Annotated in this window: 22 protein-coding genes; 3 read left to right on the top strand and 19 right to left on the bottom strand. The window is 32.0% G+C overall.

Annotation, left to right across the window (positions count from 1 at the left end; translation table 11 throughout):
- Positions 1-58: 58 nt before the first annotated feature.
- Positions 59-223: a hypothetical protein gene (locus ACFOZ1_RS01940; RefSeq protein WP_390195266.1), complete on the top strand. Its 165-nt coding sequence runs from the start codon at positions 59-61 to the stop codon at positions 221-223.
- Between the two features lie 59 nt (positions 224-282).
- Complete coding sequence (locus ACFOZ1_RS01935) at positions 283-438, top strand: DUF1540 domain-containing protein (protein ID WP_390195264.1); 156 nt, start codon at positions 283-285, stop codon at positions 436-438.
- Positions 439-574: 136 nt separating this feature from the next.
- On the opposite strand, the gene ACFOZ1_RS01930 is transcribed toward ACFOZ1_RS01935, so the two are convergent.
- From ACFOZ1_RS01930 to ACFOZ1_RS01910, 5 genes are all read right to left on the bottom strand, one after another.
- On the bottom strand, positions 575-718 hold the full coding sequence (locus ACFOZ1_RS01930; protein WP_390195263.1) for a YvrJ family protein: 144 nt from the start codon (positions 716-718) through the stop codon (positions 575-577).
- 77 nt (positions 719-795) lie between these two features.
- The gene (locus ACFOZ1_RS01925; protein ID WP_390195261.1) at positions 796-1,008 is read right to left on the bottom strand and encodes a DUF2922 domain-containing protein; all 213 of its coding nucleotides are present in this window, start codon (positions 1,006-1,008) and stop codon (positions 796-798) included.
- Positions 1,009-1,047: 39 nt separating this feature from the next.
- Complete coding sequence (locus ACFOZ1_RS01920; protein WP_390195260.1) at positions 1,048-1,272, bottom strand: DUF1659 domain-containing protein; 225 nt, start codon at positions 1,270-1,272, stop codon at positions 1,048-1,050.
- A 130-nt stretch (positions 1,273-1,402) separates the two neighbouring features.
- Entirely contained in the window at positions 1,403-2,476 is a 1,074-nt protein-coding gene (locus ACFOZ1_RS01915; RefSeq protein WP_390195258.1) for a glycosyltransferase family 4 protein, read from the bottom strand.
- A gap of 85 nt (positions 2,477-2,561) precedes the next feature.
- Positions 2,562-3,728, bottom strand: a complete 1,167-nt coding sequence (locus tag ACFOZ1_RS01910) for a nucleotide sugar dehydrogenase (RefSeq protein ID WP_390195257.1) — start codon at positions 3,726-3,728, stop codon at positions 2,562-2,564.
- A gap of 225 nt (positions 3,729-3,953) precedes the next feature.
- Here ACFOZ1_RS01910 and ACFOZ1_RS01905 point away from each other — a divergent pair, with 225 nt between their 5' ends.
- Positions 3,954-4,979, top strand: coding sequence for an LCP family protein (locus ACFOZ1_RS01905; RefSeq protein ID WP_390195255.1), 1,026 nt, complete (start codon positions 3,954-3,956; stop codon positions 4,977-4,979).
- A gap of 305 nt (positions 4,980-5,284) precedes the next feature.
- Here the strand turns inward: ACFOZ1_RS01905 and ACFOZ1_RS01900 are convergent, their stop codons facing one another.
- From ACFOZ1_RS01900 to pssD, 14 genes are all read right to left on the bottom strand, one after another.
- Entirely contained in the window at positions 5,285-8,350 is a 3,066-nt protein-coding gene (locus ACFOZ1_RS01900) for a triple tyrosine motif-containing protein (protein ID WP_390195253.1), read from the bottom strand.
- A 46-nt stretch (positions 8,351-8,396) separates the two neighbouring features.
- The gene (locus tag ACFOZ1_RS01895; protein WP_390195251.1) at positions 8,397-11,777 is read right to left on the bottom strand and encodes a SpoIID/LytB domain-containing protein; all 3,381 of its coding nucleotides are present in this window, start codon (positions 11,775-11,777) and stop codon (positions 8,397-8,399) included.
- Between the two features lie 274 nt (positions 11,778-12,051).
- Positions 12,052-12,750 (bottom strand): acylneuraminate cytidylyltransferase family protein, encoded by a 699-nt coding sequence (locus tag ACFOZ1_RS01890; protein ID WP_390195249.1) that lies wholly within the window; start codon positions 12,748-12,750, stop codon positions 12,052-12,054.
- Between the two features lies 1 nt (position 12,751).
- Positions 12,752-13,930 carry a UDP-N-acetylglucosamine 2-epimerase gene (gene neuC / locus ACFOZ1_RS01885; RefSeq protein WP_390195247.1) on the bottom strand — a complete coding sequence of 393 codons (1,179 nt, stop codon included), beginning with the start codon at positions 13,928-13,930 and terminating at the stop codon, positions 12,752-12,754.
- Complete coding sequence (neuB, locus tag ACFOZ1_RS01880; protein WP_390195245.1) at positions 13,927-14,925, bottom strand: N-acetylneuraminate synthase; 999 nt, start codon at positions 14,923-14,925, stop codon at positions 13,927-13,929. Before neuB ends, neuC begins: the two co-directional genes overlap by 4 nt.
- Positions 14,918-15,562 (bottom strand): acetyltransferase, encoded by a 645-nt coding sequence (locus ACFOZ1_RS01875; RefSeq protein ID WP_390195244.1) that lies wholly within the window; start codon positions 15,560-15,562, stop codon positions 14,918-14,920. The genes neuB and ACFOZ1_RS01875 overlap by 8 nt, the downstream gene beginning before the upstream one ends.
- Entirely contained in the window at positions 15,562-16,611 is a 1,050-nt protein-coding gene (locus ACFOZ1_RS01870; protein WP_390195242.1) for a nucleotidyltransferase family protein, read from the bottom strand. The genes ACFOZ1_RS01875 and ACFOZ1_RS01870 overlap by 1 nt, the downstream gene beginning before the upstream one ends.
- Before the next feature lie 20 nt (positions 16,612-16,631).
- Positions 16,632-17,789 carry a LegC family aminotransferase gene (locus ACFOZ1_RS01865; RefSeq protein WP_390195240.1) on the bottom strand — a complete coding sequence of 386 codons (1,158 nt, stop codon included), beginning with the start codon at positions 17,787-17,789 and terminating at the stop codon, positions 16,632-16,634.
- A 13-nt stretch (positions 17,790-17,802) separates the two neighbouring features.
- Positions 17,803-18,783, bottom strand: a complete 981-nt coding sequence (locus tag ACFOZ1_RS01860; RefSeq protein ID WP_390195238.1) for an NAD-dependent 4,6-dehydratase LegB — start codon at positions 18,781-18,783, stop codon at positions 17,803-17,805.
- A 21-nt stretch (positions 18,784-18,804) separates the two neighbouring features.
- Entirely contained in the window at positions 18,805-20,076 is a 1,272-nt protein-coding gene (locus ACFOZ1_RS01855; RefSeq protein ID WP_390195236.1) for a lipopolysaccharide biosynthesis protein, read from the bottom strand.
- A 26-nt stretch (positions 20,077-20,102) separates the two neighbouring features.
- Positions 20,103-20,600, bottom strand: coding sequence for an acyltransferase (locus tag ACFOZ1_RS01850; RefSeq protein WP_390195234.1), 498 nt, complete (start codon positions 20,598-20,600; stop codon positions 20,103-20,105).
- Between the two features lie 40 nt (positions 20,601-20,640).
- Positions 20,641-22,020, bottom strand: coding sequence for a capsular polysaccharide export protein, LipB/KpsS family (locus ACFOZ1_RS01845; protein WP_390195232.1), 1,380 nt, complete (start codon positions 22,018-22,020; stop codon positions 20,641-20,643).
- A 68-nt stretch (positions 22,021-22,088) separates the two neighbouring features.
- A complete protein-coding gene (gene pssE / locus ACFOZ1_RS01840) occupies positions 22,089-22,568 on the bottom strand; it encodes a PssE/Cps14G family polysaccharide biosynthesis glycosyltransferase (RefSeq protein ID WP_390195230.1) in 480 nt (159 codons plus the stop codon).
- Positions 22,565-23,035 (bottom strand): PssD/Cps14F family polysaccharide biosynthesis glycosyltransferase, encoded by a 471-nt coding sequence (pssD, locus tag ACFOZ1_RS01835; RefSeq protein ID WP_390195228.1) that lies wholly within the window; start codon positions 23,033-23,035, stop codon positions 22,565-22,567. Before pssD ends, pssE begins: the two co-directional genes overlap by 4 nt.
- Between the last annotated feature and the right edge of the window lie 27 nt (positions 23,036-23,062).

The raw sequence follows: 23,062 nt of genomic DNA, 5'->3' as shown, positions 1-23,062 counted from the left end.
CAAATACACCAAACTGGGCGATTGTCATATATTGAATGTAAAAAGGAGGAATGTCACTTTGCGCACTACTTTTTCCTTTGTATTTATTTTTATAATTGGCTTTCTTCTATTTATTCCAATCTTGTTAATTGTGATTCCAATGGTCGGGTTGAAGACATTCTTCGTCGTTGTTGGAATATTGATTATTGGATTTATTGTCGAACTCATTTTTAAAAAGGAATAAATTTCTAATTATATTATCGGATATAGTGGCTATACTAATTTGTGTAGGAGGTGTAGATGATGGCAAAGGATGTAAAGTGTGAAGTAAACAACTGTAAGTACTGGATGTCTGGAAACAGATGTCAAGCAGATATTATTTACGTTGTGAGTCATACTGGAAAAAGCGCTGCTAATGAAAAGGAAACAGACTGTCAAACATTTGAAGCGAATGTTTAAGGTAAGTGACCCAATTCTCCCTATTATGTGTTAATCCATGCATAGGTTCATTGTGCTCTATGCAGACGCCATCGCTCTGACCTTCTTCCAAAAACAGTTAGGGTTATCCCTCCGAAACAGGATAACCCTAACGTTACTAATTTGCTTGCATTTTCTCTGGTAACTCGAGTATGGACTCTATCAATGTGTCGAGTTTTGTCTCCACACGATGTAACAAATAAAAAGTTACAGCAACAGGAAACCCGACATCCGTGATGAGTGCGATCCAAGTTTGTTCCATAACGCTAGCTCCTCTCTATTTAAAAGTGTATAGTTTGGAAGGGAGTCGCTGTGATAGCAACTCCCTTCCTTTTTTTCTTACAATTCGATATCCTCTACATTACGCTCTACAAGACGTGCACTCTTGATTGCAACTAAATCCCCACCGCTTGAGAAGAACGCATTTTGCGCGATGATGGTATCCATTGCAGCATTAATTGCTACAACATCAACAGGTTCCACTGGGCTATCAAGGGACACTGTTACCACTTTACCTTCTTCATTTTCGAATTTAAGCTCAAGTACCTTCATGAAATTCACCTCCTGTCTGCTAGAATTTTTACAGCATCATTAGTCTGCTGTAATTACTTCCGTGTCGTTACGTTTCACTTCAAATAATGGTAATTGTTGAAGTGGTGCTAACGCTTGTGCGATCAATAGAATCTGATCAGGAGTTGCATTTGTTTTTACATTGTTGAATGACTTTGTCTTGAAGACTTGTTTTCCACTGATTGGATCTACACCATTGTCGAACACTAACTGCATACGTGAATCAGTTCGTAATGCTTGTGCCATGTGTATCACCTCCTTTCACTACTATTATCCAAAGTTAGGAGTGAAAGGTTGGGTTTTAATTTGATAAAAGCATAAAAAAACAGGAACCCGTATAATACCTGCTATTTGGCATATACTAATTCCTGTTTCTTTATAAATTTTGTTTTTTGTCGATAAGCCTTTGTAATCGATTAATAAGTGGCCTTCTTCCTTTTAAGACGACACCAGTTAATTCTGCAATAATTTGGATTGCAATTAAAACTGCTACAAATACGATTAATGAGGCTAGCATTGTCGCACTACTGAAGAGAATTGCCATAATACCGAAAAATGCACTGAATAGGTAAATAATTAATACAGCACTTCGATGGCTAAATCCTAAATCAATGAGTTGATAATGGATGTGTTTTCTGTCAGGCGTACCGATACTTTGTTTGTTAATAACCCTTCTTATAATTGCAAATACAGTATCTAATATAGGTACAGCAATCACAATAATTGGGATAATAAAACTAAATAAAGCAACATTTTTAAATAAACCTAACATAGAAATAATAGCAATACTATATCCTAAAAATAACGCACCCGTATCTCCCATAAAGATTTTTGCCGGATAAAAGTTATGGTATAAAAACCCTAAGCAACTTGCCACAAGAATTGTAGCTAAATACACGACTACCCATTGTGCATCCATTACTGCCATAATTAAAATACTTGTTAATCCAATTGATGATACACCTGCCGCTAATCCATCTAGGCCATCAATAAGATTTATGGCGTTTGTAACACCTATAATCCAGAAGAAAGTAATTACATACGCAAATCCCTCTAATTGAACTGTTCCGACAAATGGAATTGTAATCGCATTGATTAACAATCCAGACCACATCACTATAGCTGCAGAAGCAATTTGACCAATTAGTTTTTGATATGGCTTTAATGTGAGGAGGTCATCTAATAAGCCTGTGACAATGATGATTGCCCCACCAATCAAAATTGCTGTCATGTGTGGATGACTTGGTTGCAAATAGAGCAATCCTGCAATTACACCTGTAATGATTGCTAATCCACCTAAATACGCTTTTGTACCTTCATGTTTTTTTCTTTCATCTGGTTGATCTATTGCATTAATTTTAAAAGCTAATCTTCGGTAAAGTGGAGTTGTTCCAAGTGACACAACTCCAGCTATAATAAACGCGAGTACTAGCTCAAGTATACTGTACATATTGACACCTACTTAGGTTAGTTTCTTAATTTTACGTCATATTATTCGTTACTCACAGAGTAATTTATGGAGGTTATAAAAATAATTAATCTCTTGTAAATAAATCACGTGTATATACTTTTTCTTGTACATCACGTAGTTCATCTGTTAAACGATTAGCAACAATCACATCTGATATCTGTTTGAATTCATCAAAGTCTTTGATTACTCGTGAATTATAGAATGAATCTTCTTTCATAACTGGTTCATATACAACAACTTCAGTTCCTTTTGCTTTAAGTCGTTTCATGATACCTTGGATAGCTGATTGTCTGAAATTGTCGGAATCAGTTTTCATCGTTAATCGGTAAATTCCAACAATCGATGGTTGACGAGATAAAATACTATCCGCAATATGATCTTTTCTCGTTCTATTAGCATCTACAATTGCGCCCATTATATTATTTGGAACATCTTTATAATTTGCCAATAATTGTTTTGTATCTTTCGGCAAGCAATAGCCACCATAACCAAAAGAAGGATTATTATAGTGGTTCCCAATTCGTGGATCCAGACTAACTCCTTCAATAATTTGCTTTGTATCTAATCCACGCACTTCAGCATACGTATCTAATTCATTGAAGAATGCTACACGCATTGCTAAGTAGGTATTCGCAAATAATTTAATTGCTTCTGCTTCTGTGGAGTTCGTAAATAAAATTTCGATATCTTCTTTTATTGCACCTTCTGCCAGTAAGTTTGCAAATACTTTTGCACGTTCTGATTGTTCACCTACAATAATACGTGATGGATAAAGATTATCGTACAATGCTTGACCTTCACGTAAAAATTCAGGAGAGAAGATAATATTTTCTGTATTGAATTTCTCTCTTAATTCCAATGTATATCCTACTGGTATAGTTGATTTAATTACCATTACCGCATTGGGATTAATAGAAAGTACTGTATCTACTACATTTTCTACACTTGATGTATCAAAGTAATTCTTATCTGGATCATAATTGGTTGGTGTTGATATAATCACATATGTTGCATCCTTATAAGCAACTTCTGGGTTTGTTGTAGCATGTAGATTTAACTCTTTTGTAGCAAAAAAATGTTCAATCTCTTTATCAACAATTGGTGATTTTCTTTCATTTATCATATTTACTTTGTCTTCCATTATATCTAGTGCGATTACTTCATTATTTTGAGCTAATAAGATAGCATTTGACAAGCCAACATAGCCTGTACCTGCAACAGCGATTTTCATAAAATATTACTTTCCTTTCTTTCTATATGGAATATTTGATTTCAAACAATACTTTTTTAGTATAGCATATATTTGTACAAATAATGAACACAAATAATCCCACACATATTCCACACTTATTATAGTTATATTACAATACAATTATAAATTTAAAATTTAATTTACGTTAGTCATATATTGTAGTAAAATGTAAATTAGTTTGTAATCATAATGGGGGAAGGTACATTGAATCAAATCAATAAGGAATCAAAATCAAGAATTATTGTTAAGAAAAAAAAGAAAAGTAAAAAGAAAAGAATATTTATATATATCCTAATATTTTTGTTATTAGTCATTGGTGGAATTACAGCATATGTCGTGTCATTATGGAATAAAGCGGAAGACGTTGCAAACGAATCCTATGAATCGGATGGTAGAGAAAAATCAGACTACAGAGACACTATTGTAGATCCAGCAAAAGATCATGTGTCTATTTTATTCGTTGGTATTGACTCTAGCGAAAAGAGAAACAATGGCACTCATGCATTATCTGATGCTCTTATCCTAGCTACATTAAATATTGATGATAAGAGTGTAAAAATGTTGAGCATACCAAGAGATTCTTATGTGTATATGCCTGATACAGATGAATACGACAAAATTACACATGCACATGGAAGAGGTATAAAAGCAACTATAGAAACAGTAGAGAATTTACTAGAGGTTCCTGTTGATTATTATGTGAGGCTAAATTTCAATGCATTTGTTGATGTTGTTGACTCATTAGGAGGAATTACAGTAGATGTCCCTTATGAATTTAGTGAGCAAGATTCTAATGATTCGAAGAACGCAATTCATTTGGAAGCAGGGATTCAAGAATTAAATGGAGAAGAAGCTTTAGCATTAGCTAGAACAAGAAAATTGGACAACGATATTGAACGTGGAAAAAGACAACAAGAGATTATGAAAGCAATCGCGAAAAAAGTTGCTAGTGTAGACTCATTATTAAAATTAGATGAGAGCATGGAAGCAGTAGGTAAGAACATGTCTACTAATTTAACATTTTCTGAAATGCAAAGCTTAGTGAAATATGGATTATCTAGCGAACTAGATATAGAGACTCTCAACTTATCAGGTACGGATTTATGGACTAACCGTTATTACTTACAACTTAATGAAGAAGATTTGCTTAATGCAAAAGCTATACTTAAGAATCATTTAGAACTTGAAGGTACATCAGATAATTTAGAAAATACAACTGAAGTTCAATAATAGATTTATATGAAAAAAAAGCACACTTATTAGTAGTCGTTATACTATAAAGTGTGTTTTTTCATATTTAGAAGGGTTTAACCAATAAAATTGTTGTTCAATCCTTATAATGGTATAAACATAACATTAGCAGTAAATAATTAATTTAAATTGTACATTAGACTTGTAAATGTTTAGAAGCGTATAGGGTGATTTTATAACGCAGAATTCACAGTAATAATTATTCTCAAACAAACAATCCGAACTAAATTAATAGTTCGGATTGTTCAACAGTTAAAAACTTTATATTTCATTTGAAATTTTGCTTATTCAGTACGGAAATAGAAAGCTTCAAAATCATCATAATCTTTCGATGAGTGACGATCTTTTACATGAATACTAAATTTATATTCTCCCACTTCTGTTGGAAGCCATTTAAATGTATCATTAGTGGAATAATCATTTAGTACAACCCATTCCGTTTCATTAGGAGGAAGTACCCAATACTTATATTGACGTTCTGTTCCACCCGTCGCATCTGCCTTAATTGTGATTTCCCCAGTTGTTTTATCGTAATTATGGGTTACTTGTGTCATTGATACTCCATCTACTATCTCGTAGAAGAAAGCTTCGTAATCATCATATGCTTTTTTAGATTGGCTATCCTTAACATGCACACTTATTTTATATTCGCCAACTGTTTTAGGTATCCAATTATATTCATTAGATGTAGAATAATCCTTTAATACCTTCCAGTTTTCTCCATCAAAAATGTGGAATTTATATAACTTGGATGAACCACCTGTTGCAACTGCTTTTAAATTTACTGTAGTATTAGCAGCTTGTGGACTAGTATGATTTAGTTCTACTCTATTAAATACAACCGGATTATCTTTGATATTATAGTATATCGCCTTATAACTATCATATTCATTAGATGATAAACGATCTTTCACATGAACTACAAGTTTATAGTTACCATCCTTAGGTTTCCAGTTTAATTCATTGGACGTACTGTAATCTCTTAGTACCTTCCATTCCTTACCATCAAATACATGGAATTTATAAAGTTTTTCATATCCACCTGTGGCGTTAGCTGTTAATTTTATCGTTTGACCTTCAAGTTGAGGACTTTGATGATCCGTGCTTAAATTAGTAGCAACGACTGGTTTAGTTAATACTCTATAATACATTATACTGTAAGTATCATATGCTCGATTGGAGTTCTCATTTTTTCCATGAATACTGAATTTATAATATCCTGGTTTAGTTGGTGTCCAAGTAAGTACTTCTTCTTTACCATAATCTTTTAGGACTGTCCATTTTTCGCCGTCATAAACGCTAAATTTAAATTGACGATTCTCCCCACCATTCGCATTTACATTTAATGTAATCGTCTCATTTATATATTGTGGACTTGTGTGGCTTACAATAATATTATTGATTTTTAAAGGCACAGGATTAATTGTATAATTAATCTCATCCGTTACTATTGTTCCCCCAATTTTTTTATAAAGCTTTAATTTATAGTTGCCAGATAAAATCGGAATCCAATCAACATAATTCACTTTGCTATAATCTCTAATGACTTTCTCATTGCCATTTAAAATATAAGAAAATTTGTACTCAGCATTTTCAACATTTACTCCTGTTAATCTGACAGTTGAATAGACATCTTGAGGAGAAACTTTACTTGCTGTTAAATCTATACGAGTTTTGATTTCAAAATAACTCCATATATGTTCATCATACTCATCATTAGAAGTATTATCCTTCACATGAACACTTATTTTATAATTCCCTGGCTTAGAAGGTTTCCATACTGTTGAGTTATCTGATTGATATTCAGTGATACTTATCCACTCTTTTCCATCATAAACCCAGAATTTGTATTGTTTTTCACTTCCTCCTGTTGCATTAACTGTTAATTTAATGTCCGTATTAATTAATTGAGGTGTAGATTTACTAAAATCTAAACTATTAATCTTAATTGGACTTAACACCTTATAATAAAAAGCTTTATACGAATCATAACTATTTGTAGAATTACTGTCTTTTACATGTACACTTATTTTGTAATTTCCTTCTTTTGGCGGACTCCAATTAAACTGCGAATTAGTAGAGTAATCTCTAACCACTTTCCATTCTTTACCGTCATATACATTATATTTGTACATTAATGTTTTTCCACCTGTTGCACTAGCATTAAATTGAATTGTTTTATTTTGAATTTGTGGACTTTGTTTATCCATTCCAACTGATGTCATATGAACTTCTTCCACAATTTCATATTCAAATGCTTTGTAAGAATCATAATTTTTATTAGATCCTGCATCTTTAACATGTACACTTATCTTATACTTACCAGCTTTTGTTGGTCTCCAAGAAAAGCTACTTTTAGACGAATAACCTTGCGCCACAATCCAGTTCTTTCCGTCATAAATATTGAACTTGTACTGAGGATTACTACTTCCTTTTGAAGAAGCTGTTATTTTAATTGAATCATTCTCTTGTTGTGGGCTAGATTTATCTGTACTTACACTAGTCATCTCCGCGCTGCTAGCAATACTAAGAGAACTAAGTATATCTTCAGCTACTAACTTCGCAGTTTTATTTTGTATAGTTGGATTCGATATTTTTGCTAATTCGGTTGGGTTGGATACAAAACCATTCTCCATTAGCACTGAAGTCATATTCGTATGTCTAGTAACATATAAATTATGATCTTTACTTCCAGTAGAAGTATACATTCTGTTATAACCTAAACTTGCAAGACTATTAGCAATTTTCAATGAAAGTTCTTTACTTTTTTTTGCTACAGGTAATGGTGTTTTATCATCGTATGCGATTGCATTATTCATACTAATCGAGTATGTGGAACCATTCGAAGCTCTATACCAGAACATACTAGGATTTCTTGTTTCTTTCACATACGGATACGTTCTTCCTGTAGACACATTCTTTACATAAGCATCCCCACCCATATTGAGGTTAGGTCGATATGTACTATAATGTGTACTAATACCATTTGCACTTTTACTACTATTTGCGTCATGATGCACGCTTAAAAATACGTCTGCATTTAAACCATTTGCAAAATTTGCTCTTTCTTCAAGTGAAAGATACCGGTCATTCGTTCTTGTCATAGTTACCTTCACGCCATATGACGTGAGGTAACTATATATTTTATTGGAAATTTGCATATTTAAATCTGCTTCTTCATATGTTTTTCCATATAAGAAACCAATGGCACCAGGATCTTTTCCACCATGACCTGGATCAATCACAACATGCGGTGCACTTGCGGATATACTCTTATCAAATGTCGGTAATGTCCATATACCCAATACAACAACAAATGATAAGACTATTTTCAAATAATTGAAATTCAACTTGTAAACCCTCCAATTGTTACTCTAGTTGTTTAGACAAATCGCCTTATTTAGTAAAGAAAAATGCTCCATGATCATCATAAGTTTTTGAAGAATTAATATCTTTCACATGCACACTAAACTTATATTCACCTGCAACTTCAGGAATCCATTTAAACACTGAATTTGTTGTGAAATCTTGTAATGCTATCCACTCACTAGTATTTGGTTGCAAAACAAAATATTTATATAGGCGCTCTGTACCACCTGTTGCAACTGCTTCAATAGTTAATTCTCCTGTTTCTGCATTAAATGAGTGGTTTACTTTTGACATACTTACCGAGTCTACAACTTGATAAATGAATGCCTCATAGTCATCATAAGCATTTTTAGAATCTTTATCTTTTACATGAATACTAAATTTGTATTCTCCTGATTGATTAGGGGACCACGTATATTCATTTGAAGTACTGTAATCTCGTAAAACCTTCCATTCTTTACCGTCATAAACATTAATTTTATACAATTTAGTAGAACCACCTGTTGCATTGGTTTTTAACGTAATTGCTGTATTCTCTGCTTGTGGACTAGCATGGGATAATTCCACACCTTGAATATTAACAGGCGTACTAACTATGTCGTAAAAAATTGCTTCATAGCTATCATATTCATTTGATGAATTTCTATCTTTTACATGTACTACTAGTTTGTAATTTCCATTAGATGGAGTCCAATTAACCGTATTGGACACATCATAGTCTCTCAACACTTGCCATGTCTTTCCATTAAATACATGGAATTTATATAATTTCTCGCTTCCACCTGTAGCATTTGCTGTTAAGCTAATTGTTGTTCCTTCTTTTTGTGGACTTACGAGACTTGGTACTAAACTAGTTACTCTAACAGGTACATCAGTTATATTGTAGTAAATATATGTGAAGCTATCGTATTCTTTTGTTGAATTACGATCTTTAACATGTACTACCAATTTGTAATTACCATTTGAAGGTTTCCAATCATATACATTAGAAGTATTATAATCACGCAATACTTTCCATTCTTCACCATTGTACACATGGAATTTATATAACTTCTCGCTTCCACCTGTAGCATTTGCTGTTAAGCGAATGGTTGTTCCTTCTTTTTGTGGTGTTGCTAGATTTGTTGTTAATGATCTTGCAATAACATCTTTAGAATAGATTGTATAATTAAATACTTTATAGTGATCGTATGCGTTCTGAGACCCTGCATCTTTCACATGAATACTAAATTTATAGTCTCCCTCAACTGTAGGGTTCCACGCAAACGTGTTGCTAGAGGAGTAATCTCTCAACACTTTCCATTCATTACCATCAAATACATTAACTTTGTATTGCGGGTTTAAGCCACCTGTTGCTATGAATTCAAAGTTAATTGTGCTATCTGTGTATTGAGGGCTATTTACATCCATTTTTATATTACTCAATACAGGTGCTTCTACAATGGAATATTCTAATACAGAATAATCATCATATGGTTTTAATGAATTCTGACTTTTCACATGTACACTAAATTTATAATTTCCTGCTTTTGTAGGCTTCCAATCAAATGTAGGGCTTGTATTATAATCTCTCGCTACAATCCACTCATTACCATCAAATACATTAAATTTGTATAACTTTGTTCCATTACCGATAGCATTTGCTGTAAGTCTAATTTCTGTATTGGTAGTTTGTGGACTAAGTTTATCTGTAGAGACATTCACAATGTCTACAGGTTCAGCATCAACTACATAATCAAATGTCTTATAATCGTCATAAGCTTCCGTTGAATATTTGTCTTTCACATGAATACTAAACTTGTAGTTTCCTGGTTTTGTAGGTTTCCATGCATATGTGCTCTCAAAAGAGTAATCTTTTAATACCTTCCATTGTTCACCATCATACACATTGAATTTATATAACATTTCATTTCCGCCTGAACCTACTGCATTAATATTAATCACTGTTCCTTCAATTTGTGGAGAAGGTTTATCAGTAGATACGCTTGCCAATTTTACTGGTACTTGTAATAAAGATTGATCTGTTACAATAAGAGTACCTGGATAATAGAAGTTTAATATGGAAGAGTAATTCTCTTTATATGGATTATAACGACCTTCTAGTGCACCACCAGCCATTACGTATGCACCAAACTGGCTCATACCAATTCCATGACCAAATCCCCCACCATATATTGTAAACATCGTGCTACTATTCCCTACAGATTTAACATAAGGTCCATACATAATGGATGAACCAACTATTGATCGAATAGAATAGGAACGTTGTATTAGATCATAGTCGAATTCTTCAATCTTTCCATTTTTCATTCGATAAGTATTATTCGCTTTATTTTTCAATATATATTTAAAAGAAATCTTACCTTGCAGTACATCCGTATCTGAAAATTCAGTTGTAAAGGATACGTTAGTAATCTGCGTAATCTTCATCTCATAATCTTCATTTATTAGATTATTATTTTTCATCCAATTCTTAATTCTTGTAACAATTCCTCTGTCATCAATCTCTGCAGCTTGATTCCACCATGATCCAGGATTAGATGTATTGTATTTAGATAAATCGATTTGCTTTTTGGTTAAAGAAAAATTCCAATTCACTCTATTATTATTAGGACTTGCACCTTGACTAAGAGCATCATACGGGTCACTTCCACCTTTTAAATAAGAAATTAGCGAAGTGTAACCAGATAATGAACCCCATGAATTCACATTAGAAAGCTTCTTTCCTCCATTAGAGGAAGTATACACAGCATTAGATTTTATTGATCTACCGTTATACGTAATGATTTGTCCTTTAGTTTCTTCAACAGCTTTTGTCGAATTTTGATAACCATCGTTGAGTCCCCAAGTATATCCCTCATAAACTTGATAACTCACTGTATCATTGATATTCGATGAGTTTAAATAATTTGTTGCATAAGTTCTAGCTGCTACTGCTTGTGCTTTAAGTGCCTCTAGAGGCCATGACCTATACATTTCAATAGGTACAACCCCTTTTAAATAATCAGATAATGGCAATGTATTACTTGGTCTAATATAGCCATTATTATCTATTCCAAAAGTCATTGTACCTAAATATGCTCGGCCATTAATCAGTATATAATTGTCTCCACCATATACTTCTGGTTCTACTTTAAAAGTTGATCCATAACTTTTCACACGAGTGTTATTTAAATATAAGTTTAACGAGTTTCCTTCTTTTTTTATTGTATAATTCTCACCAGATTTAAGAGCATAATTATCCGATGCTACCGAATGTTCTCCGCTAAATTGCATAGTGATTTGTGTTTTGTTTCCCAAGAAATTTACAAGTTTCACTGTGATTAAACCAGTGTTTGCAGAAATAGGTAGCGAAACAAACAAAAATAAACCACTAAATATAACCAACGATAATAATACTTTTTTCAACATTCAACCTCCTAATCTTCCATTAATTATGGTAAAATAGACTCAATTTATAAAAAATGATAATTTCTTATTTTCATATATCCTAATCTATTTTACTCAAAAACTATAATAACACACTCTTCTAAATCCTTCCATACGTCTTTTAATTTTATAGACAATTTTTTTCAAATTATTACTTTTTAATTATATTTCGTTCGACATTGAAGCAATAGAAAAAACCCATAGATTTAGTAGAAATCTTTGGGTTTTTACCTTGCATATTCATTTATACAAATTATTTAGTATCTAGCAGTAACTGTGCAAATTTGAAATCTACCTCATTATCTATATCAATTGAATGTTTTTGATCCATTATATATGCATGACATTTATTATAATAGAAATTTTTATAGTTTAAAAAATAATTCACCTTAGCGAGGTAAATTGCTCCATTTAACCTATAATACGAAGGTAAGTCTTGTCTTCTCATCGTCCATGCATCTGAATCAAAAAAAGTATCCATGCTTAGCGTCTGATCTAAAGTATTTGTCAATAATGGGGAATGTTCTACTTCACACACACTTACAATTGCATTTGCTTCTTTTTCAATCAATAAATCAGTAGCAGCTGCAATATCCGTTTTCATACGTAAAGGAGATGTTGGTTGTAAGAGCATAAAACAATCATATTCTCGCCCCATTTGTTTTAATCGATTAATAGTATAGAGTATGACATCTGTACTAGTAGCCTCATCAGTAGATAGTTCACAAGGGCGTAGAAAAGGACAGCTTGCCCCATATTTTCTAGCTATTTCTGCATATTTTTCAGAATCAGTAGAGACGAGTATATCATCAAATATTTCACTTTCGACTGCTGCTTCGATTGTATGTGCAATCATTGGTTTACCTGCTAATTGTTTAATATTCTTATCAGGCAATCCTTTAGAACCACTTCTTGCAGGAATAATTGCTAATATCTTTAAACCTTTATACATATTAGATGGAATCCTCCGATTCTATATCATAGAACTGTTTTTTTATTTCAATGCCCTTTTTAAAGTGAAAATGAATTGCTTCAAGTATTTTTTCAGAAACATTTCCTTCACCGTACGGACTATTAACCTTTTGTATTTTTTTAGAAACTTCTACAGAAGTAGCTTGTTTAATTGTGTGTAATATATCTTCCTTTTCTGGTTTACAATTATACACAGAGTCTGCTTGTATTCTTCCTTTTTGTCTATCACCAATGTTAATTGTCGGAACGTGAAAAGATGGAGCCTCTAAGATACCACTTGAAGAGTTTCCTATCACTAAATGGCAATATTTCATTGCACTTAAATATCGAAGTTGTCCCATTGAATCAAAAGCAATTACGCGATCTTTATTCCGTGTCACATATTGATCAATTAATTCATTAATACTTCGTCCATCTGTATCTGCATTGGCTTTTGTAAAAATAAATTTCCAATCTTTCAATTGATCAATTGCTTCTAATAAGTTTGTAAATTGTTGTACAGTCGTGCTGTTTTCTAAAGTCACTGGATGAAAAGTTACTAACGCAAATTGCTTATCTAACTCAAATTGTATACTTTCTTCTAATTTTTCTTTAGATAATAAAGAAAGTGTTTTGATATTCTCAATGCCTATGGCTCCTACATTATATACTCTGTCAGGATTTTCTCCTAATTGAATTACTCTATTTCTATATGTATCCGTACTTGTGAAATGAAGATAGCTCATCTTAGTAATCGAGTGACGAAAGGCTTCGTCAAAAGCACCTTCAGTCGTTTCTCCTCCGTGCAAATGCGCTATTGGTATTTTAAGAACACTTGCTACACTAGCAATGGATAACATTTCAAATCTATCACCCAAAATGATTAGCAAATCAGGACTTAATCTCGCTAAGGATTCAGATATACTAATTGTAGCTAAGCCCATTGATTTACATATCCCAATTCCAGAATCTGAACTCAATAATATTTCTACCTTATCGTTTACATGAAATCCATCTTCTTCAATTTGATGATAAGTAGATCCAAACTCTGGTGATAAGTGCATTCCTGTAGCAATGATTTGTAATTCTAAGTTTAAATCTGCTTGAATTCTTTTCATTAAAGGATACAACAACCCATATTCTGCTCTTGTACCCGTGACTACACAGATTTTTTTGGTCATAACTGTATCAGCTCATCTTCCTCATAATCTTTAGTTGCAATAGTCCCAATAATTTGATCCCAATTCATTGGAGAAATACCATCTCCTGGTCTTTTGATTGTGAGATTATCTTCCGTTAGCACTTCACCTTTTGTAATCTTCTTGTTTGCCACAATACTTTTCCGTACAATTTCTTTATTACTTTTCTCAGAAACAGATGGTTGCTTTATGCCGTTACCCAATGCTAATTCTACATTACGTATCTTTTCAACCATTTCTTTCAATTCCATTGGATCGAGACTTGCTGCATGATCAGGACCTTCCATTTCCTTATCTAACGTAAAATGTTTCTCAATAACCTTCGCGCCTAAGGCTACTGCTGCTACGGGGATTTCAATTCCTAAAGTATGGTCAGAATAACCTACATCCACCTGGAACGATTGCTTGATTGTATTCATTGCTAATAGATTTACATCTTGCATAGGAGTTGGATATTCTGTATTACAATGTAAAACTGTAATGTTAGAAGCACCATTCTTCTTTAATACTTCTAGAGCCGCTTCAATTTCTCCAAGAGTAGCCATCCCTGTAGAAATAATAATTGGCTTATTTAATTTTGCTATTTTTCTCAAATAAGGAAGATTAGTTATTTCACCTGATGGAATTTTAAATAAATCAATACCTAATTTATTTAAATCATCAATACTTTCTAAATCAAACGGAGAAGACAAAAATAAGATACCTTTATTTTCAGCATACTTTTTTAATTCTATATGTTTGTCCATATCGAGTTCTAGCTTTTTTATCATATTAAATTGATTTTCATCCGCATCCGTTGTCTTAGATTGATATGCTGCTTTCTTAGCCGTTTTGGTTACTAGCTTTTCTGCTTTAAAACTTTGAAATTTTACTGCATCTGCTCCTGCCTCACTTGCAACATCAATTAGTTGTTTTGCAAGTTGCATATCTCCATTATGATTTACGCCTGCTTCAGCAATTATAAATACTTTACTCATTTGATCCTACCTCCTTGCATGGATTTCCAAATGCTTTTTTATTATCATCAATATTTTTAACGACAACACTACCTGCACCTATTAAGCAATAACTACCAATTTGTACACCCTGAATAATAGTTGAATTCGTTCCTATATGTGTACCTTCTCCTATAAACACTCCGCCACTAATAGTTGTCCCAGGAGCAATATGACAATAAGACTCTATTGTAACATCATGTTCCACTATCGCTCCTGAATTCACAATTACATGATCACATAGTGAAGCATTGACATTAACAATCGCACCTTTTCCTATAAAGATTCCACTACCTAATGTAGTGGAATCTGAGACAATAGCTGTAGGATCAATAATGTTTGGCATATGAAATTGCTCATTAATTATTAACTGTGATATTTTATATCTTAATCGTATATCTCCAGTACTACCAATTGTATTAAAAGCATTTTGAATTCCTTTTTTACGATATAATGCCATATCCTTATCTTCGCCAACAATTTCGACACCTAATATACTCTTACCGATATTATCTTTTGTGTCTAATATACCGACAATATTAAATTGATTGGTAGCTTGTATGGAATCAATTACACTTCGGCAATGTCCACCACCGCCAATTAATAAAATATCTTCCATTACTTAACCCCTAATTTTTCCATCATTTTTTCCATTTCTTTAAATTCGCCCATATCTAACCATGAATTTTCACTCACTGGATAAACTCCAACTTTTTCATTATTTCTTATATACAGATTAATTAAATCAGTAATATGGAAAAATTGTTCTTCAGGAATATCATCTAAACAACTTGCTTCCAAAATATACATACCTGTATTAACTAAATAATCATACTCAGGCTTCTCCATCATTTCTTTTACTTTACTATCTTCATCTAGTTTTACAATTCCATATGGGATTGTATAGTGTTTTAACGATGTAATTAAAGTAATTTTATTGTTACTTTCTTTATGATACTTCATCATATCTGCATAATTACCGTCAATTAAAATATCGCAGTTACTTACAAAAAACGTATCTTTTAGTTGATTCTTCAACATATATAGACTACCAGCTGTACCCAATGGCTTTGTTTCTTCTACATAATCTACTGTATAATCTTTTTCTAAATCCTCAAAGTACGCTCGTATCATATTCTTTTTATAATTTACCGTCATATAATAGGATTGACACCCAAATTCATGAAATCGATTGATGATACGTTCAACGATTGGTGTTTCCCCAATTGGAATTAAAGGTTTCGGAATGATCTTCGTATAAGGTGCTAATCTAGTCCCTTTTCCCCCAGCCATAATGACAACTGGATTTTTTAAAGAATTATGATATCGTTTCGTTTGAAAACGATCATTCCAAAAAATTATGTCCTTCACTTCCATGTAATCATCTACAACAGGAATAGCTTCAATCATTTTAGATTCTAATATTTCTTTAGCACGATAGCTTTCTCTTTCATTCACATATTTAGGAGATTGATTCATCACTCGTTCAACAGTGTCATTTAAATCTCCATTTTTTAATATCCAACGTCTTATATCACCGTCAGTCACAATTCCTTGTAATTTGTTCTTTTCAACAACTAATAATATCTTTTTCGCCGTCTGATCTAGTTTTTTAATTGCATTTTTTATTATCTCATCTCTTGAAACAAAAATTTCCTGTAAATCCATAGAATCTCCTCTTTTCATGTCTACTTAAGATTCCTTATTTCATTAATTACTTGAAGCACATCTTCCTTCGTTAAATTTGAGCTACATGGAATATTTAATATTTTTTCTATCCATATACTAGCGTTTGTAATATGATACGATTGTGCATTCTGATAAGGTTTTTGCTCGTGAATCAGACCCCAAATTGGACGGGTTTGAATCTTTTTCTCTTCTAACTTCTTCAGAAGTGTATCACGACTTAACGAGAATTTAGATTCATCAATTACTAATGAATAAAACCAGTAATTGGGACGAATATCCTTATTGAAATTTAAAATGTCTAATCCATCAATTGATTGAATATGTTCTTTATAGACATTATAGTTTTCTTTCTTTGTTTCGATAAAAGATTCTAACTGTTCCAATTGCGCAACACCTAATGCTGCTTGTAAATTCGTCATCCGATAATTATAACCAATTTCATTATGGACATAATACAACGTATCATCTTTCGCTTGTGTTGATAAGTATCTAGCTTTATCGGCCATTTCACTATCTTTTGCAACAAACATACCTCCGCCGCCTGTTGTAATAATTTTATTACCATTGAAAGAATATACACCAAAATCTCCTATTGTTCCTGCATAGCTTCCTTTATACTTACCATCTATGTAATAAGTACCTAACGCTTCTGTTGCGTCCTCAATTACTTTTAATTGATATTTATTTGCGATGTTCATAATTTCTTCCATATTAGCCATATTGCCAAAGACGTGAACAACTATTATTGCTTTGATAACTCTTTTTGTATTGTTGTTCACTAATCCATCACTTGTTAATTGACATTCTGTTTGGCAAAATTGCTCTAATTTAACTGGATCTAAACACAATGAATCATCGCAATCCATAAATATAGGATTAGCGCCTAAATAGCTAACAGGGTTTACTGCTGCAATAAAAGTCAGTGTCGGAACAATTACTTCATCATTATGTTGTACATCCGTTAATGTTAATGCCAAATGCAGACCAGCAGTTCCACTTTGACAAGCTACAGCATTATTTACTCCTACGTATTCTGCAATATTCTTCTCGAATTTGTTGATAAATGAGCCCCCTGTAGAAACCCATTCATCATTTATTGCTTCTGATACATATTTTAATTCGTTTCCTTTTAGATTTGGCACGGATAAAGGAATCATTATTCAGTCTCCTTTAAATATTGTAAATATCTGTTTTATATTTATCTAAATTATTTCTTAACCATTCAATCGTTTCAGCGATACCTGATTCTAAATTGTACTCTGGACGCCAATTAGTTAATTGCTTTATTTTTTCATTCGAACCTAACAATCGATTCACTTCGCTTTTTTCTGGTCTTAATCGTTCTTCTTCCGTAACAATTTTAGCATTAGGATTAATTTGGCGAATTAATTCGTCTGCCAATTGACCAATTGATATTTCATCTTGTGTAGCAATATTTATTTCTTCGCCAATAGTATTTTCAGATTTAGCTATTTCTATAAATCCACGTGCTGTATCCTTTACATAATTAAAGTCTCTAGTTGGAGATAAAGAGCCTAATTTAATTTCTTCGTTTCCTGCTAGTAGTTGTGTAATAATTGTAGGTATTACAGCTCTTGCAGACTGTCTCGGACCATATGTGTTAAAAGGACGTACAATTGTTAATGGTGTTTGAAAGCTTCTGTAAAAAGATTCTGCAATTCGATCTGCACCAATTTTAGTAGCTGAATACGGTGATTGACCTTGAAATGGATGTTTTTCATCAATAGGAACATATTGAGCAGTACCATATACTTCTGAGGTAGAAGTTACTAGAATTCGACTCGTATCTAAATCTCTAGCTGCTTGCAATACATTTAATGTACCTTTTATATTCGTATCCACATAAGAATCAGGTGAATGATAACTAAATGGAATCGCAATTAATGCCGCTAAATGATACACCTCATCGATACCCTTCATGGATTCTTTCACCCCATTAGGATCACGAATATCTCCTGTAAATACTTCAATTTGATCTAATACTTTTTTATCTAATGTATCTAACCATCCCCATGTATTAAAAGAATTATAATAAGCAAATGCTCTTACATCATGTCCTGCTTTCACTAATTCTTCTGTCAAATGGGAACCAATAAATCCATCCGCACCTGTTACTAATACTTTTGCCATAAAATAACATCCTCTCAATCATTAATTTTTACTTACTCGCATTCTCCATGGCATTGGATAAACGCGTTGTGCTAATATCCATGATAATATAAAAGTAATGAAGAACGACAATGTAGTTGCTTGTGCAGCTCCTAATGTACCATTCCATTTAATAAACCAATAATTAAATATAATATTTAATATAGCAGTTACAAATGTTAAAAAGCTCAATATTCTTGTCTTTTTCACATAGAATATCGGTCCACTAATCATTTTGTACATACCATTAAATGCAAAACCTAAACTTATCCAGAAAATAAATTGTACTGAATCAACAAACGCTTCGCCAATAAAAATGTCTACAATATATGGCGCTAATAAACTTAATAGTAATGTAATAATTATAATTAATATGAAGTATATATAAGATATCTTCACAATTTTCACTTTAATCTGATCTGTACCCTTTTTAAGATTGCTAAATAGATATGGTATCCATGCCTTATTAAATGAATCTTGTAGTAACTGTATAATCATACCTATCTGGTAAGCAACTGTATAGATACCTGTTTCACCTACACCAATCATATTCGTAATAAAAATTCGATCTGTCATCGTGATTAAAAATGCTCCTAATGCATGCGGGATAAGTGGAACTCCATAACTAACTATATCTTTCGCATATGCATTATTATAAGTAAATCCGACACGTTCTCTTTTTATTACAATGATAATGCCGATAATTGCAAATAAAAGAATCGCAATAACTTGACCATTTACTCTGCCTTGCCAGCCTTGTGACAAGCCAACTACTAACAATAAAGAAACACTGACATTCATAATTGTTTGTGAAATTTGGAATATCCCAAATAATATAGGTTTCTCCCGTACTCTCCACAATGTCAATGTAATTTGTATCAAGCTATTTCCTAAACCTGCCACAACAACAATTAATAAATATTGTTGTGGAAATGCTGATAATTCTGAAATAACATCAGAAAAAATAAGAAATATCAGCAACACTGCAAAAGAACTTGCCACTAGAATATACAAAGCTGTTGATAAATATACACTAAAATCTTTATCTTCATCATAGAATTTTCTACTTATTGACGCATTACTATTTAACCCCATGAAAGGAAGCACAATTCCTATTAAGACACCGAACATTGAAACAATCCCGTAATCAGTAGGTGTTAAATAAACAGTTAGTATTGGCAATAAGAAAAATGGGATTGCACTATTAATGATATTAGCAAAAGTGTAAATTCCAGAATTCCTAATTAAACTTGAATTTCTCAGTTTTTTTATCATGTTTATACATCTTCATTTCTATTTTATTAATGAAATTTCTCTAATGATTTGCACTCTTCATAATGCTCTATATCTCTATATTTAAATACTTTCGCTGGATTTCCTCCTGCAATACCATACTTAGGAATATCAGATACTACAACAGCACCTGCTTGAATAATCGCACCTTCCCCGATTGTTACTCCACCTAGTATTAATACTCTTGATCCAAGCCATACATTATCTTCTATCATAACATTTTTTGTTATATATGTAGAATCATAAGGTATGCTATCCCCTTTATCATAATTGTGAAATTGTGTGATTATCAGACAATCTGTTCCAGAATGAAAGTTATCCCCAATGGAGACAAGTCCTTTCCCTGTTATCTCCATACCATTAAAATGACAATTCTTTCCTAATTTTGTGTTTGATGTCAGGAAAGTTTTATTATTAACATAAAGAGGTTCAACATATTCCTTTATCGTACGTTTCACCTTCTTAGTATAAATAAACCTTTTTAATTTCTTTATATATTTTCTCATCTCATTACCTCTTTTATGAGTTATAAAAAAACAATTAATACTATTCAATACCTGCAAATAAGTCATTTATTTGAATATGATTATCTGTTTTTTGATTTTTTAGTAAATAATCAATTGTTTCTGCTGCAGTATTTACTAAAGGTACATGATGTTTATCATGTAGTACTTTCATCATTTCGTAACTTGGTAGTGTTACTATAATAGGCTTCACTTTAAAAGCGATTGCCTCAAAAATAGCTGTGGAATTTACACCAATTACAAAGGTTGACTGTGCAAATAAGTCATATAAAGGTGTTTCATTTTCGATTACTGTTACATTTGGTAATTTCTCCATCTCTACCAACATATTGTATTCTTTCTTCCAACGACCAAATTCGCCAGGATGTAACTTATATACAAAGCGATATTTAGGAAGTTCTTTTGCTACTAGGAACATCATGTCTGATAACTTTTTTCCAATTGTCCCTTGTGAAATAATTGTTACTTGATTTTGCTCTTTATTCACTTTCATTTTTGAATATGAATCAATATGTTCTTTTAAGTAGGAATATCCAATATAGTTTTTTTGAGTATTCTTCGGCAATCGAGTAATATCTTCCCAAAATTTACCGAACATAAGAATTTCATCAGGAAAATAAGGAACATCATTATTGTACGGAAAGTGATATCCGACATGAAATGGCCCCATCACACCATGTTGAAACTCGATAACTTTTATACCTAGCTTTTTAGCTGCTGCTACGTATGGTTTAAGTGTATAAGAAACAACAACATATAATCTCAGTGGTTTCTTCATTTTTAAGTACCATTCGAATACACTAGAGAGTGATACAAATTCAGTGTATTTATTTTTTGCAAGTTTACTAATATTAATTTTTTCATTAAAAACACTTTCAAAATCGCGTTCTATTTTCTCTAGAATAAGTTGAATATCTTGTGATAGTTCGATTTTCTTGAATTTTTTCACTACACTGTTAGTTACAGAAAAAAAGTCCATGGTTGTATTTGTAGAGATAGAAGATTTATTGTATTTGCCTACATATTTTCTCTCAAGTAACAGATATTTCTCTTTCTTCATATCTTTGAAGAAAAAATGTGTGTATGGATCTATTTCCATGTCTTTAAAAAGAACTTTCCTTGGATGATCAATTATTATATTATCTCTTTGTTTTTTCAATAGAGGATTTTTAAAAATAGCATTCCAAAACGTCTTAATTATCCTTGATAATTTTTGAGTTTTAGGGGTTTGTAAATGGACTGTTTGAATTTTTTGTTTTTTACTTACTAACTCCAAAAAAACGTAGAACCTAATTATATTCCAAATATAAACTTCTTGATCTTTTAGTTGTTGCAAGTTGTATTTCTTTTCAAAAGTGTAAAATCTATCCACCAGTTCTTCATAATTTAAATCTTGCTGCATATAAAATACCTCTTTCTATCGACACAAATAGTATTCTCTACCATACAAAATGTAATGATTATACCCTATTATATATTTTCAATAAAATCTTCTAATACACTCAATAATTGAGCCCTTTTCGAATTAAACGGTTCAGGATTAAAATCTTCTATTGCTTTAATAACACTCTCTAATTCTTGATCATCGTTCCAAACAAGTACGTGGTTGTTTTGTTCAAAAACTGATGCTAATTCTAATTGGTGATCATCATTATGTTCACCGTATTTTTTCAAGCGTGGTACAGCTATTACTTTCTTTCCTTTTTTTAATCCTGTTATAACTGAACCTGTTCCAGCATGAGTTATAATTATTGATGCTTTGTCATAGAGCTCATCCATTTCTTCATACGTCACAAAATCTTTAATTTTTAAAAATTCACTTTCAAATGGAGTATTTCCTGCCTGTACTAATATATCCTCTTCAATAACATTCCTTTTTTTTAATTTCTCTAATTCCACCAATAACCTCTCGAATGGTAATTCATGGGTTCCTAACAATACTAATATCAATAGATTGTCCCTCCGTATACTGCTTTAGGATAAAATTGTTTCATTGATTCCCATTGAACAATAAATAAATCTGCTATCGGATATATTAATTTACCAGAAAGATTTGGGCTAGATGATTTAGCAAAACTTTCAATATAAATTACCTTTTTTCTGAACAATTTTGCGATATAACACATAGGTACTGCAGTATGTGCGCCAGTTGTAATTATTACATCTGGCTTCTCTTTAAGGAAAATAAAAAGCGATTTTATAATATTGAAGGAAAATTTAAACAAGTATTTAATCGGGTAGTTTCTACCACCATATACCAAAAAAGACATCGGATGCTGTTTTTTCATTTCCTTTGTTATATAAGAACTCTCTGTAACTATATGATAGTCATAATTACTAAATAGCGGTTCTAATTGTAATAATTGAGTCAAATGTCCACCTATGGACGAAATTAGTAATAGTTTCTTTTTCCTCATTATATAACTCCCTATTGTATTATAATA

Origin of the sequence: Gracilibacillus marinus, assembly GCF_042651725.1 — a bacterium.
Lineage (GTDB): Bacteria > Bacillota > Bacilli > Bacillales > Amphibacillaceae > Gracilibacillus > Gracilibacillus marinus.
The sequence above is the reverse complement of the archived record's forward strand: the minus strand, read 5'-3'. Positions and strand labels throughout refer to the sequence as shown.